A 13,010-nucleotide genomic window follows, 5' to 3' on the forward strand; every position below is an offset into this window, starting at 1 on the left:
GCGAAGACCGGCGGCGCTTCCGTGCATTGTGGACAGAGCCGGGGTTACGGCGCCTTGTCCAGCTGGGTGGCCTTCACCGCGTTGCCGACCTGGGTGCAGTCGGCGGTCGTGGTGCCGGCGACGCCGGTCTGGGCATTGGTGCTGCACGCGGAGTTCAGCGCCGTGCCGAGGTCCTTGAACGTGGACGTCGGGCGGAGCAGGTTCTCCACCTTCCACCAGAGCGCGATCGCCTTGTCCTCGCCGAGCCCGGTGATGGTCTGGCCGTTGAAGCTGTCGCCGTCGGTGATCAGGTAGTCGACCTTGTCGACGACACCCGCGTCGATGTGCGGGTCGCCGTTCTCGTCGGTCCAGTACTGGCCGTTGACGCGGTCCGGCCCGGGGCCTTCACCCGAGTCGGCCGGGTTCTTCATGTCGCGCACCTGGCCGATCGACGAGCCCGCGCCCATCATCCAGCGGTTGGCGCCCTGCACGTTCGCGTCCTTGGCCTTGAAGGCGATGAACTGGCCCATCACGTCGGACATGCCCTCGTTCAGCGCGCCCGCGTAGCCGCTGCCGAGCTGCGAGGTGTGCTGGGTGACGCCGTGGGTGAGCTCGTGACCGGTGATGTCCATTGTGGTCACGCCCTCGCCGAAGGCCATCTGCTCGCCGTCCCAGAAGGCGTTGGCCCACGGGCACTGCTCCTGGCCGTTCTCGGTCTCGCACATGCGGACGGTGCCGCGCAGCGCCTTGCCCTTGCCGTCGCCGTAGTCGGCGCCGATGTTGGCGGTCAGGTCGTACGAAGCGGCGGAGTTGTAGAAGTCCTGTGCCGCGCCGAAGAAGTCGTAGACGTGGTTGACGTCCTCGGTCGCGACCGGGTCCTGGCCCTCGGTGCGGGTGATCTTGAACGCCTGGCTCGCGCCGCAGCGGATGTCCTCCAGCGTGGCGGTGTCGAGGTCGACGACCTTGCGGTTGGCGTCGCAGACGTCGCGGTTCACCCCCGCGTGCTTCGTCTCGCCCCACACGGTCAGCACCTGGCCGCTGCCCGCGCCGACCACCGCGGTCCACTTGTCCTCGGGGTCGATCCCCTTGACGGGCACGAAGTAGGTGGGCACGGCGGTGGCGTTCTTGCTGTCGCCGCCGAGGCTGGCGTCGTACCAGTAGGCCTGCTCGGCGCCGGCCTTCAGGCCCGCGGACTTGCCGGCCTTCTTCGTGACGGCGTCCAGCGCCGCCTTCGAAGCCCGTGCCTGCGCCCCGCGCGCGTCGGCGGGGAAGGCGCCTTCGCTGCGCTGGGTGGTCTTGCCGAGTGCGGCGAGCAGCGCGCCGCGGGAGTCGAGGTCCTGCACGATCTGCGCGCCGTACACGGGCACGCCGCCGATGGTCTGCTGCAGCCGCGCGACGTTGCCGCCCGGCAGCGCCTGCACTCCCGCCAGGTTCAGGTCGCCGACGCCGAGGCCGAACTGCTTCGCCAGTCCCGCGATGTGGGAACCGGCCGCCGCGGCGACGTTCCCGGCCTGGGCCTGCGCGGCGGCCAGCGGCGCCGCGGGGCGGACCGCGATGACACGGCCCTGGGCGTCGGTGCTCACCTGGTCGGCCTGCTGGGCGGACGCGGTCGCCGCGCCACCCGCCGCCACCAGGAGTGACGACGTGGCCAAGGCCGTCGTCAGAACAGCCAGCCGTTTCGAAGACATGGATCACCTTCCGCGTAGTGGGTCATCCCGAGTGACCCGCTGCGGGCAGTCTCGATAACGGCGCGAGCGGTAATAAGGGCCGAAAGTAGGGAGCGGCGGCGAGACCAGCCGTTGGATAGAAACCGTATAAAACGGACAGTCCTAACCGGATTCCCGCGGCGTGACGCTCCTTTGTGGACGCACCGGGTCAGGCGCGGTGGTACTGGACCGGGGCCGCCACCTCGCCGCCCAGCTCGGCCGCGGCGTGGCGGGCCCAGTACGGGTCGCGCAGCAGCGCCCGGCCCAGCAGGACGGCGTCCGCACGGCCGTCCGCCACGATCCCGGCGGCCTGCCGGGGCTCGGTGATCAGCCCGACGGCGGCGACCGGCAGTCCGGCCCCGGTGCGCACTCGCTCGGCGAACGGCACCTGGAAGCCCGGCGCGGCCTCGATTTTCGCGTCCGGCACGGCGCCGCCGGTGGACACGTCGAGCAGGTCGACGCCGCGGGCGAGCAGTTCCTTGGCCAGCCGCACGGTTTCGTCGGCGGTCCAGCCCTCGCGGGGGTCGTCGGCGTTCTCGCTCAGCCAGTCCGTCGCGGAGACGCGGAAGAACACCGGCAGGTCCTCGGGCCACGCGGCGCGGACCGCCTCGACGACCTCCAGCGCGAAGCGGATGCGGCCTTCGAAGGAGCCGCCGTAGCCGTCGGTGCGCCGGTTGGTGAACGGCGACAGGAACTGGTGGATCAGATAACCGTGTGCACCATGGATTTCCACGACGTCGAAGCCGGCGGCGCGGGCGCGTTCCGCGGCCTTCCCGAATTGTCCGGCGATCTCCGCGATCTGTTCGGTGGTCAGCTCTTCCGGGGTGGTGGAGGCCTCGGTGAACGGCACGGGACTGGCGCTCACCGGGGTCCAGCCGTATTCGGCGCCGGCCGGGATCGGCGCGCCGCGGCCGACCCAGGTGCGCTCGGTGGAGGCCTTGCGGCCCGAGTGCCCGAGCTGGATGCCCGCCACGGTGCCCTGGGTGTGCAGGAAATCGGTGATCCGGCGGAACGCGGCGACCTGGGTGTCGTTCCAGATGCCGAGATCGTACGGGCTGATACGGCCTTCCGGGCTGACGGCGGTGGCCTCGGTGAGGATGAGCCCGGTGCCGCCGGCCGCGCGCGCCGCGAGGTGGGCGAAGTGCCAGTCCGCCGGGGCGCCGGCCAGCTCTCCGGCCGGGGCCGCGCTGTACTGGCACATCGGCGCCATCCAGACACGGTTCGGGATGGTCAGCGACCGGAGGGTGTACGGCTCGAACAGCGTGCTCATACGGGCGTCTCCGCGGAGTGTGCAGGGTGCGCTAGCTGCGACAGCGCTCTACCAGCTCCGACAATAATTGCCAACGCGGAGTATTTTCAAGGGCCCAGCCGGGTGCTGTGGGTCATAGGATCGATCCCCGCCGGCGACGGCCATGAGCGTCCATAGCGGACACTCACGGCCGTCGTGGTGCGGAAGTGTTTCAGCGCAACGCGTTCACCGTCACGGTGAGCGTGTCGGGGTCGCCGGCCTGGACGGCGCCGCTGAAGTCGGGGCCGGGGGAGACGTCGTCGTACGGGAAGGCGTAACCCCGGTTGTCGGGCAGCTTGCTGTGCACGATGCGGGCGTAGTGGTTGGTCTCGGCCGCCTGGTAGAACTTCGCCGGGTCCTCGCCGGTCGGCTGGTTCGCGTTGTCCAGCAACGTGGTGCGGTTCAGCGCGGCGGCCAGGCGCGGGATGATCGCCTTGCGCGCGTCGCTGTCGCCGTCCTTGATCGCGAACGGGCCGCTGTCGCAGCTCCACACGTCGGCCGTCACCGGTTTCGTGAAGGCCTCGCCGTTGTTGAACTTCAGCACGCCGTCGGAGCCGACGCGGCCGGTGAAGACGCCGAGGCCGGGCACCTGCGTGTCGACGGTCAGGTCCGTGCCCGCGTACTTCTGCCACACCTGGTCGATGTAGCCGTCGAGGTAACCGCTGAACTGGTCCGCGCGGTAGTGCGCGCTCAGCGCCCGCAGCGGGGTGCCGTCCGGGCCGGCCTCGATCAGCGAGGTCCAGGCGCCGCCCTGGGCCTTGAGCGCGTCGGCGATCGAGTCCAGCGACTTGGCCGGCAGGCCCGACACGGTCTGGTCGCCGGAGCCGGTGGTGGTCAGGTGCAGGCCGAGCGGGAAGGCGACGAAGTCGACGTAGCTGATGTTGGCGAACAGCACGTCATTGTTGAAGGTGAACTCGCAGAACGACCAGTTGCGGTTGTAGTTGACGTCGTCGGTGTTGACGAAGCTCGGGGGCACGAGGGCGGGGCCGGGGTTGACGAAGAAGTCGAGCTTGGCGTCGGTGGCGAAGGTGACCCGCGCCCCGGCCATCTTCGGCACGGTCACCTGCGAGAGCGTCTTGATCGGGATCGCGCAGTCCTCGGCGAGCGGGGTCTGCGCCGCCGGCGACGGCGGGTAGTACGGGGTGCCGTCGGCCTTGAGCACCACCAGTTTGCCGTCGAGCGTCGTGCCGGTGACGTAGGCGTAGGTGGCGCCCGCGCCCGTCTGATCGTCGAACGCCAGCTTGAAGGTGTCCGGGGTGGCCGCGGAGGCAAAACCTTTGCCCCACAACGGAAAAGTCGCCGCGGCCGCGGACGCGCCGAGAAAAGCTCGCCGGGAAATCAAGGAAACCGCCTCCAGGGATAGCGCTGTTGATCGGTTCAGTGCCGGGCACCGTAGCCACGCGTGGAAGCGAAGGTCAACGAATAACCACGGGGTTGGCCCTTTTTGTCAGTGAATTACGGACGGAAGGAGGAACCCCGCGCGCGGCCGAACCGTGCGTGGGGCCGGGCGCGACTGTCAAGGTGCTAATACGTATTAGTCCCGCCATTTCGCCGAATCGGACAGAATTCCCGGTCGAGGTTGACGGGAGGCTTCGCGTCGCAGAGCCTTCGCTAATCCGCATTAGCGACGAGGAGGTGCGCGGAGGTGGCAGCGCGAGGCAGGACGCCGCGGCAGGCGGACATCGCCCGGATCGCCGGGGTCTCCCAGGCGACGGTGTCCGTGGTGCTGGCCGGCAACCGCGGCGTGCGGATGGCCGAGTCCACCCGGCACCGGGTGCTGGAGGTCGCCGAACGGCTCGGTTACGTGCCGCACCCGGTCGCGACGCGGCTGGCGTCGGCGCGGTCGAACATGCTGGGGCTCTACACCTTCCGCACCACGTTCCCGACCGACACCGCCGACTCCTACCACCCGATCCTGGCCGGGGTCGAGGAGGAGGCCGCGGCGCTGGGGCAGGACCTGATCCTGTTCACCGGCACCGCCGGGTCCGGCGCGCTGCGGGAGGCCGCGATCCGCCGCACCCGGATGGCCGACGGCTGCCTGTTCTTCGGCCGGCACGTGCCGGAGGAGCCGGTGGCGCGGCTGGTCGACTCCGGCTTCCCGTTCGTCTACATCGGACGGCGGCCGGAGCTGGGCGGGCGGATCCCGTACGTCGGGGCCGACTACGTCACCGCGTCGGCGGAGGTGCTGCGGCGGCTGACCGCGCTGGGGCACCGGGAGATCCGGTACGTCCGCGAGCTGGACGAGGCCCCCTCGTCCAGCGACCGCCAGCGCGGGGTGCTCGAAGCGGCGCCGCGCACGGAGATCGTGCGCGTCGGCGGGCCGGAGGTGCACCCGGACACGGTGCGGGGCTGGGTCCGCGACGGCGTCACCGCCGTGGTGGTCGAGGGCACCGACACCGGGGCCGCGCACGCCGCGGTCCGCACCGCCGTCAAGGCCGCCGGACTGTCCACACCGGACGATCTCTCGCTGGCCGTGCTCGGCGGCCCGCCCGGGGTGAGCGGCTTCGCGGTGCCGATGCGGGAGATGGGCCGGTGCGCGGTGCGCCTGCTCGTCGACCTCGTCACCGAGCAGGACACGACGCCGCAGCAGCTGCTGTGGTGCCCCCCGGTGGCCGGCGATTCCGTCGGCGCACCACGATCCCGTTAGGACGGAGCATGGCTGAACTCGGCACCGAGATCCTCGTGGCAGGCGGTGGGACCGGCGGCGTGGCCGCCGCGCTGGCCGCCGCCGGAGCGGGGCATCGGGTCGTGCTGACCGAGGAGACCGACTGGGTCGGCGGCCAGTTCACCGCCCAGGCGGTGCCCCCGGACGAGAACCCGTGGATCGAGCGTTTCGGTGGCACAGCCTCGTATCGGGCGTTCCGCGAAGGGATCCGCGACTACTACCGGCGGCACTACCCGCTGCGGGCCGAGGCCGCGCGGCTGGCGGACCTGAACCCGGGCGCCGGGCGCGTCAGCAAGCTGTGCCACGAGCCGCGGGTCGCGCTCGCGGTGCTCGAATCCCTGCTGGCGCCCCATCGCGCGGCCGGGCGGATCACCGTGCTCACCGGGCATCGGCCGGTCTCGGCCGAGGTGACCGGCGACCGGGTCGACGCCGTCACGTTCGAGGGACCGGACGGCGAGCACACCACGGTGCGGGCCGCGTACGTGCTCGACGCGACCGAGAACGGCGACCTGCTGGCGCTCGCGGGCGTCGAGTTCGCCGTCGGCGCCGAGTCGCGTGACGAGCACGGCGAGCCGCACGCGCCGGAGCGGGCCGATCCGGGGAATCTTCAGGGTTTCACTTACTGCTTCGCGGTTTCGCACCACGCGGGCCAGGACCACGTGATCGACCGGCCGTCGATGTACGGCTTCTGGCGCGACTACCGGCCCGAGTTCTGGCCCGGCCCGCTGCTCGGCTTCCTGGCGCCGGACCCGCGCTCGCTGGAGCCGGTGCCGCGCACCTTCGACCCGAACCCGGACACCGACCCGCTGGCGATCAGCGCGGACCAGAGCGCCGACGCCGGGGACAAGGAGCTGTGGGGCTTCCGCCGCATCCTGGCCCGCGGGCTGCACCGGCCCGGCGCGTTCGACTCCGACCTGACGCTGGTGAACTGGCCGCTCAACGACTACTGGCTGCGGCCCGGCCTGGAGATCGACGGCGTCAGCACGGCCGAGGACGTCACGCGCGCCCACTACGAGGCCAAGCAGCTTTCGCTTTCGGTGCTGTACTGGCTGCAAACCGAGGCGCCGCGGCTGGACGGCGGCACCGGCTTCCCCGGCCTCAAACTGCGCCCGGACGTCGTCGGCACGAAGGACGGCCTCGCGAAGTCCGCGTACGTCCGCGAGGGCCGGCGCATCCGCGCGGTCACCACGGTGGTCGAACAGGACGTGTCACTCGACCTGCTCGGCGCGACCGGCCGCAAGTCCCATGTGGACTCGGTCGGCGTCGGCAGCTACCGCCTCGACCTGCACCCCTCGACCGCCGGCGACAACTACGTCGACGTGCCGAGCGTGCCGTTCGAGATCCCGCTCGGCGCGCTGCTGCCGCGGCGGATGCGGAATCTCCTGCCCGCGGGCAAGAACATCGGCACCACGCACATCACCAACGGCTGCCACCGGCTGCATCCCGTGGAGTGGAACGTCGGCGAGGTCGCCGGCCACCTCGCGGGCTTCGCGCTGCGCCGCGGCGGCGAGCCCCACCAGGTCCGCGAGGACCCGAAGCTGTTCGACGAGTTCGCCCGCCTGCTCGACCAGGCCGGCGTCGAGCGGCGCTGGCCCGAAGTCCGCGGCTACTGAAGCCCCCAGTTCCCCAGGAGGTATGGACAATGACGGTCCATCCCGGTCCCGTGCGGATCGGCATCGACGTGGGTGGCACGTTCACCGACGCCGTCGCCGTGGACGCGCACTCGTTCGAGCTGCTCGGCCAGGTGAAGGTGCCGACCAGCCACGACCACGCCGACGGCGTCGCCCACGGCATCCTGGAGGCGCTGGAGAAACTGCAGGCCGAGGCCGGGATCGGCGCCGGTGACGTGTCGTTCCTCGCGCACGGCACCACGCAGGCCACCAACGCGCTGCTGGAAGGCGACGTCGCGATCGTGGGTATCGCGGGCATCGGCGCGGGCTTCGACGGCTTCGCCACCCGGCGGCTCGAGTCGCTCGGCAAGATGGAGCTGGCACCCGGGCGCCGGCTGCCCGTGCGGTACGCGGCCGTGCCCGACCCCGGCGACGCCGACCAAGCCGTCACCGCGCTGGTCGAGCAGGGCGCCGAGGTGGTGGTCGCGGTCGAACCGTTCAGCGTCGACGATCCCGAGGGCGAGCGCGCGGTGGTCGCCGCGGCCCGGGAGCGCGGGCTGCTCGCGACCGCGACGCACGAGATCACCAGCCTGTACGGCCTCACCAAACGGGCCAGGACGGCGGTGCTGAACGCGGGCATCATGCCGCGCATGGTGTCCACCGCCGACCTGGTCGAGGCCAGCGTGCAGCGGGCGGGCATCACCGCGCCGCTGATGGTGGTCCGCGGCGACGGCGGCGTGATGTCGCTGCCGGAGATGCGCCGGCGGCCGCTGCTGACGGCGCTGTCCGGGCCGGCCGCGGGCGTCGCGGGCGCGCTGATGGGGGAGAAGCTCAGCGAGGGCGTGTTCCTCGAGACCGGCGGGACCTCCACCGACATCAGCGTGATCCGCCGCGGCCGGGTGCCGGTGCGGCACGCGCGGCTCGGCGGGCGGGAGACCTACCTGCCCGCGCTGGACGTCCGCACGGTCGGCATCGGCGGCGGCTCGCTCGTCCGGTTCTCCGGCCGCGCGGTCACCGAAGTCGGCCCGCGCAGCGCGCACATCGCGGGGCTGCCGTACGCCTGCTTCGCGCCTGCTTCAGCGCTCACCGGCGCGAAGCTGGTGACGGTCTCGCCGCGTCCGGACGACCCGGACGACTACGTGGCGCTGGAGGCGGCGGACGGCCGGCGGTACGCGCTCACGCTCACCTGCGCGGCCAACGCCCTTGGGGTCGTGCCGGCCGGTTCCTACGCCCGCGCCGAGCCGGAAGCCTCGCGTCTCGCAGTGCGGCCGCTGGCCGAAGCGCTGGGGCTGACGGTCGAGGAAGCGGCGCGGATTGTCTTGCGCCAGGCCGTGAAACCGGTGCGCGCGGTCGTCGAGACGCTGGTCCGCGAGTACCGCCTCGACCACCCGTCGCTGGTCGGCGGGGGCGGCGGGGCGGCGGCGGTGACGCCGTTCCTCGGCGAGGAGACCGGGCACGACTGGCGGATCGCGGCGCACAGCGAGGTGATCAGCCCGCTCGGCGCGGCGCTGGCGCTGGTGCGCGAGTCGGTCGAGCGGATCGTGCCGAGTCCGTCCAATGAGGACATCTTGGCCGCCCGCGCGGAGGCCGAGGCGGCGGTGGTCGCGCAGGGCGCGGACCCGGCCGGCGTCGAGGTCGACGTGACGGTGGACCCGACCCGCAACCTGATCCGCGCGGTCGCCACCGGGGCCACCGAGCTGCGCACCAAGGACCGCGCGTCCACTGTGGACGATAAGGCGATGCGGGACGAGGTGGCGCGCAGCCTCGGCGTGCCGGTCTCCGAGGTGGCGGAGCTGGCCGCGACGGCCCAGCACCGCGTGTTCGGCGCCCGCGCCCGGCGTCCCGGCCGGCTCGGACGGTTCTCCGCGCCGGTGGAGCACGTGCGGGTGGTCGACGCCGAAGGGGTCGTGCGCCTGCACAGCGCCGGGGCGCTGGTCGAGAAGACCGACGTCGGCACCGCGCCGGCCCGCCTCGCCACGCTTGTCGACAAACACACTCGTTACGGCGACGGCGGTTCGCGCGCGCCCGCCGTCTGGCTGCTCGTCGGGCCGAAGATCGCCGACCTGTCCGGGGTGCTCGACCGCGACCAGCTCGTGGCGCTGATCGGGGCCGAGCTGAAGACCCGGGCGGCGGACGAGCCGGTCGTCGCGATTCTGGAGGACCGGCGATGAGTACTGACCTGGATTTGGCCGTCGCCCTGCTGCGGGCGACGCCGACCCACGAAAACCGGCCCGAGGCGCAGCTGCGCGGCTGGGCTTCGATCGCTCTGGCCTACGGCGACGAGCTGGCCGCCGCGCCCGACGACGAAGACGTCCGGATCGTCGAACGCGACGGCGGGGTCCGTGACGGGGAGCTGCTGCTCGCCGAGTACCGCCGCGCCACCGTCACGCTGTACCGGGATGCGTTGGCCCGGATGGAAAAGCTGGCCGCCCGACGCGGCTGGCCGGTCACCTCCGACGGCCTGCGCAAGGCCGCCGTGGCGCACGAGCTGGCGCACCACCGGCTGGACGTGCGGGAGCTGAACCGCCGGCTCGGGCACACCGCCGCGCGGCTCGGCCCGTTCCGTCTCCGGGGCCATGTGGCCGGCGCGGACGAGATCGTCGCGCACCGTTTCGCCCACCACCGCAGCGGGCTGGGCGTCAGCCCGCTGCGGCTCACCGCCGCGCTCGCCGAAGGGAACCGCTGATGGGTATCGCGATCCTGGCCCTGATGGCCGTCGGGGTGGTCCTGATGCTGACCCGGGTCCTGCCCACCGCGTTCGCGCTGGTGCTGCTGGCGCTCGGCATCGCCCTGCTCGCCGGGGCGCCGCTGTCCGGCGGCAGGAACGACATCCTCACCAGCGTGCTGCAGACCGGCTCGGCGGCGCTGGCGTCGACGATGATCGCCGTGCTGCTGGGCTCGTGGCTCGGTACTTTGATGGACGAGACGGGCATCGCCGCCACGCTGGTGCGCAAGATCGTCGAGTTCGGCGGTGAACGGCCTTCGGTCGTGGCGCTGGGCGTGTTCGCCGTGTCGATCCTGTGCGGCAGCATCACCGGCTCCGCGCCGGCCGCGATGCTCGCCGGGGTGGTCGGCATCCCGGCGATGATCGCCGTCGGCGTCACACCGGTGGTCGCGGGCGGCACGGTGCTGATGGGCATCTCCGCGGGCTCGCCGCTGGAGCTGCCGGTGTGGCAGTTCCTCTCCGACGCGCTGGGCGCGCCGGTCGGCGACGTCAAGGCGATCATGGTGAAGCTGTTCCCGATGGCGCTGGTCGTCGGCATCGCGTACGTGCTCATCGAGACCCGCCGGCGCGGCGCCCGGCACGCCTGGGCGGTGCGCCTGGACCGGCCGAAGGCGCGGGTCCGCCGGGGCGACGCGCCGTGGTACGCGCTGATCACGCCGCTGGTCCCGATCGTGCTGGCGCTGGGCTTCGCCGTGCCGATCGTGCCCTCGCTGCTGGTCGGGATCGTCTACGCGCTGGTGACGACCACGAAGTGGGGCGAGCTGAACGGCCGCGCGCTGCGATCGCTGTACAAGGCGTTCCATGTGGCGGCGCCGCCGATCGTGCTGTTCATCGCGATCGGGATGCTGCTCGCGGCCGTGAAGCTGCCCGGCGCGAAGAGCGCGCTGACGCCGATCGTGTCCGCGATCAGCCCGGCGTCGGCGGTGTGGTTCGTGGTGGTGTTCGTGGTGCTGGTGCCGCTGTGCCTGTTCCGCGGGCCGCTCAACGTGTTCGGCCTCGGCGCCGGGGTCGCGGGCGTGCTGGTGACCGGCGGGATCTACCCGCTGTCCGCGGTGGTGGGGCTGATGGCCTCGTACAACCAGGTGTTCAGCGTGTCCGACCCGACCAGCACGCAGACGGTGTGGGCCGCGCAGTACTCCGGCGTCCGCCCGGAGAAGGCGATGACCTCGACGCTGCCCTACACCTGGGTCGTCGCGCTCGGCGGGATGGTGCTCACGTCCGTGCTCTACCTGTGATCACTGCCTCGGACGGGGTCCGGCTCGACTCGGCCTGGCACCCGGGCGGGCCGTCCGCGGTGGTGCTGGCGCACGGCATCACCGGCGACCTGACCGAGCAGGGTTTGTTCGTGACCCTGGCGGAAAAGCTTGTCGCGGCGGGGTTTTCGGTGCTGCGGTTCTCGTTTCGCGGGCACGGGGCGAGCGAGGGACGGCCTCGTGACATGACCGTGGCGGGAGAGCTGCTGGACTTGCGCGCCGCTGTTTCGGCCGCTGGTGCTCCGGTGTCGGTGGTCGCGTCGAGCTTCGGGGCAGTGAGCACCGCGCTTTCGCTGGCCACGCTGCCGGTGCGGTCGGTGGTGCTGTGGCAGCCGGTGCTGGACCTGCGCCGGACGTTCCTGGCGCCGGAGCTGCCCCGGGGGATCAAGCTGTACTCGGACCGATCTTCGTTGCGGGACAAGGGTTTCCTCGACATCGAGGGCCGGTTCCAGCTGGGCGCACCGCTGTTCGAGGAGTTCACCCGCTTGGACCCGCGCGCGGCTTTCCTGTCCGCCGACCAGCCCGCGTTGGTGATCCACGGCGACGCCGACGAGCACGTGTCCCACGAAATCGCCCGCGCCACCGCGGCCGCCCGCCCGGGAACCGACTGGCGGTCGGTTCCCGGCGCCGGGCACGGTTTCCGCGGCCACGGCCCGGAAGTGGTCGAGGCGACGGTCCGCTGGCTGACTGGTGTCCGGTGATTCTGCGGGCGTCAGCCCACCTGCACGTCGATGCAGGAGTAGAAGGCGTTCGCCGTGTCGGCGATGTTCCACACGGCCAGCACGGTCTGCCGCCCGGTGTGCCCGCTCAGGTCCACCTGATGCGAAACAGTCTCCGGCGGCTGCTGGTTGTGCCCGTCGAAGCTGGCCACCAGGTCGTTGCCGACGTAGTACTCGTAGCTGGCGGTGCTGTGCCGGGCGGTGAACGTCCAGTCGAAGGTCGCCGTGGTGCCCACCGGAGTGGCCTGCCAGCCTTTGCTGTCGTCGTTGAGGTCGGCGAACTGGGCCAGCCCGCCGTTGCAGCTGTGCAGGCCCTTGGGGCCTTCGACGCTCTGGGGCTCGTAGGTGATCTGCCCGCACGAGACCGTGTGCTGTGCGCACTGCGCCTGCCGGCTCGCGGGGGAGTTGACGTACCCGTGCGCGCTCGCGATGCCGGCCGGGCTCACCAGCACGAGCACCGGTGCGAGCACCGCGCCCGCGAGTGCGGCGAGAAGTTTCCGGTTCGCTTTCATACCAGCTCCTTCGGGGAAGGCTCGCTTCCCGCCACGGCACTGTGACCTGGCGATGTGGCCCAGCAGAACAACGGCACCGGGGCGGAAAGGTGCTCGAGCGAAGGGGAATTTGTGGTCTAGACCATACGCCGTACGACCGGGGAAGGTCAACAGCTGGCAAAATATCCCCACACGTTGGTAAGAAGCCAACCAACGAGGCTTGCCAGGCCCGGCACTCCGGCGGCACCCAGAACGCGCGGCGGACTCAGCCCTCCCGCACTGCCCGTGACGTGCGGCGGGGCTTGCCCGGTTGGGCTCCCCGGCCGGTCCGGCGTGCGGTGGACCCGGCCGGATCGGTCGTCCGGCCCTGGCGCGTGGTGGGGCTGGGTTGCTGCGCGCGGTCGACCTTGCCGGGTCGGTCGTCGGGCGGTGCCCGCAGTGCATGGCGGAACTGGGTTGCTACGCGCGGTGGACCTAGCTGGGTCAGTCTTCCGGCGGTGCCCGCAGTGGGTGGCAGAGCGGGGCTGCTGTACGCGGTGGACCTTGCTGGGTCGGTCGTCGGGCGGTGCCCGCA

Annotated in this window: 10 protein-coding genes; 6 read left to right on the forward strand and 4 right to left on the reverse strand. The window is 71.8% G+C overall.

Features of this window, described 5'->3' with window-relative positions:
* Positions 1 to 44: 44 nt before the first annotated feature.
* The 3 genes from BMY97_RS09345 to BMY97_RS09355 all read right to left on the reverse strand — a co-directional run bounded on the left by BMY97_RS09345 (position 45) and on the right by BMY97_RS09355 (position 4,315).
* Positions 45 to 1,667, reverse strand: a complete 1,623-nt coding sequence (locus tag BMY97_RS09345; RefSeq protein WP_091615479.1) for a M4 family metallopeptidase — start codon at positions 1,665 to 1,667, stop codon at positions 45 to 47.
* Between the two features lie 187 nt (positions 1,668 to 1,854).
* Positions 1,855 to 2,955 (reverse strand): NADH:flavin oxidoreductase/NADH oxidase, encoded by a 1,101-nt coding sequence (locus BMY97_RS09350; protein ID WP_091615481.1) that lies wholly within the window; start codon positions 2,953 to 2,955, stop codon positions 1,855 to 1,857.
* 190 nt (positions 2,956 to 3,145) lie between these two features.
* Positions 3,146 to 4,315, reverse strand: coding sequence for a glycoside hydrolase family 64 protein (locus tag BMY97_RS09355; protein WP_091615484.1), 1,170 nt, complete (start codon positions 4,313 to 4,315; stop codon positions 3,146 to 3,148).
* A 303-nt stretch (positions 4,316 to 4,618) separates the two neighbouring features.
* Between BMY97_RS09355 and BMY97_RS09360 the strand changes: the two genes are divergently transcribed.
* Genes BMY97_RS09360 through BMY97_RS09385 form a run of 6 tightly spaced genes read left to right on the forward strand, consistent with a single transcriptional unit; the run spans position 4,619 to position 11,927 of the window.
* Positions 4,619 to 5,620 carry a LacI family DNA-binding transcriptional regulator gene (locus tag BMY97_RS09360; RefSeq protein WP_091615487.1) on the forward strand — a complete coding sequence of 334 codons (1,002 nt, stop codon included), beginning with the start codon at positions 4,619 to 4,621 and terminating at the stop codon, positions 5,618 to 5,620.
* An 8-nt stretch (positions 5,621 to 5,628) separates the two neighbouring features.
* Entirely contained in the window at positions 5,629 to 7,251 is a 1,623-nt protein-coding gene (locus BMY97_RS09365) for an FAD-dependent oxidoreductase (protein WP_091615489.1), read from the forward strand.
* Between the two features lie 29 nt (positions 7,252 to 7,280).
* Positions 7,281 to 9,419, forward strand: a complete 2,139-nt coding sequence (locus BMY97_RS09370; protein WP_091615492.1) for a hydantoinase/oxoprolinase family protein — start codon at positions 7,281 to 7,283, stop codon at positions 9,417 to 9,419.
* Positions 9,416 to 9,934, forward strand: a complete 519-nt coding sequence (locus tag BMY97_RS09375; RefSeq protein WP_091615494.1) for a hypothetical protein — start codon at positions 9,416 to 9,418, stop codon at positions 9,932 to 9,934. Before BMY97_RS09370 ends, BMY97_RS09375 begins: the two co-directional genes overlap by 4 nt.
* Positions 9,934 to 11,208 carry a TRAP transporter large permease gene (locus BMY97_RS09380; protein WP_091615496.1) on the forward strand — a complete coding sequence of 425 codons (1,275 nt, stop codon included), beginning with the start codon at positions 9,934 to 9,936 and terminating at the stop codon, positions 11,206 to 11,208. The genes BMY97_RS09375 and BMY97_RS09380 overlap by 1 nt, the downstream gene beginning before the upstream one ends.
* On the forward strand, positions 11,205 to 11,927 hold the full coding sequence (locus BMY97_RS09385) for an alpha/beta hydrolase (RefSeq protein WP_091615498.1): 723 nt from the start codon (positions 11,205 to 11,207) through the stop codon (positions 11,925 to 11,927). Before BMY97_RS09380 ends, BMY97_RS09385 begins: the two co-directional genes overlap by 4 nt.
* 11 nt (positions 11,928 to 11,938) lie before the next feature.
* On the opposite strand, the gene BMY97_RS09390 is transcribed toward BMY97_RS09385, so the two are convergent.
* Positions 11,939 to 12,457 (reverse strand): lytic polysaccharide monooxygenase auxiliary activity family 9 protein, encoded by a 519-nt coding sequence (locus tag BMY97_RS09390; protein ID WP_091615501.1) that lies wholly within the window; start codon positions 12,455 to 12,457, stop codon positions 11,939 to 11,941.
* Positions 12,458 to 13,010: the final 553 nt, after the last annotated feature.

Origin of the sequence: Amycolatopsis saalfeldensis, assembly GCF_900110575.1 — a bacterium.
GTDB lineage: Bacteria > Actinomycetota > Actinomycetes > Mycobacteriales > Pseudonocardiaceae > Amycolatopsis > Amycolatopsis saalfeldensis.

Coding starts and splice junctions, on each gene's coding strand:
- BMY97_RS09365 (WP_091615489.1), top strand. CDS start 5,629: ATGGCTGAACTCGGCACCGAGATCCTCGTGGCAGGCGGTGGGACCGGC.
- BMY97_RS09375 (WP_091615494.1), top strand. CDS start 9,416: ATGAGTACTGACCTGGATTTGGCCGTCGCCCTGCTGCGGGCGACGCCG.
- BMY97_RS09390 (WP_091615501.1), bottom strand. CDS start 12,457: ATGAAAGCGAACCGGAAACTTCTCGCCGCACTCGCGGGCGCGGTGCTC.
- BMY97_RS09370 (WP_091615492.1), top strand. CDS start 7,281: ATGACGGTCCATCCCGGTCCCGTGCGGATCGGCATCGACGTGGGTGGC.
- BMY97_RS09380 (WP_091615496.1), top strand. CDS start 9,934: ATGGGTATCGCGATCCTGGCCCTGATGGCCGTCGGGGTGGTCCTGATG.
- BMY97_RS09345 (WP_091615479.1), bottom strand. CDS start 1,667: ATGTCTTCGAAACGGCTGGCTGTTCTGACGACGGCCTTGGCCACGTCG.
- BMY97_RS09350 (WP_091615481.1), bottom strand. CDS start 2,955: ATGAGCACGCTGTTCGAGCCGTACACCCTCCGGTCGCTGACCATCCCG.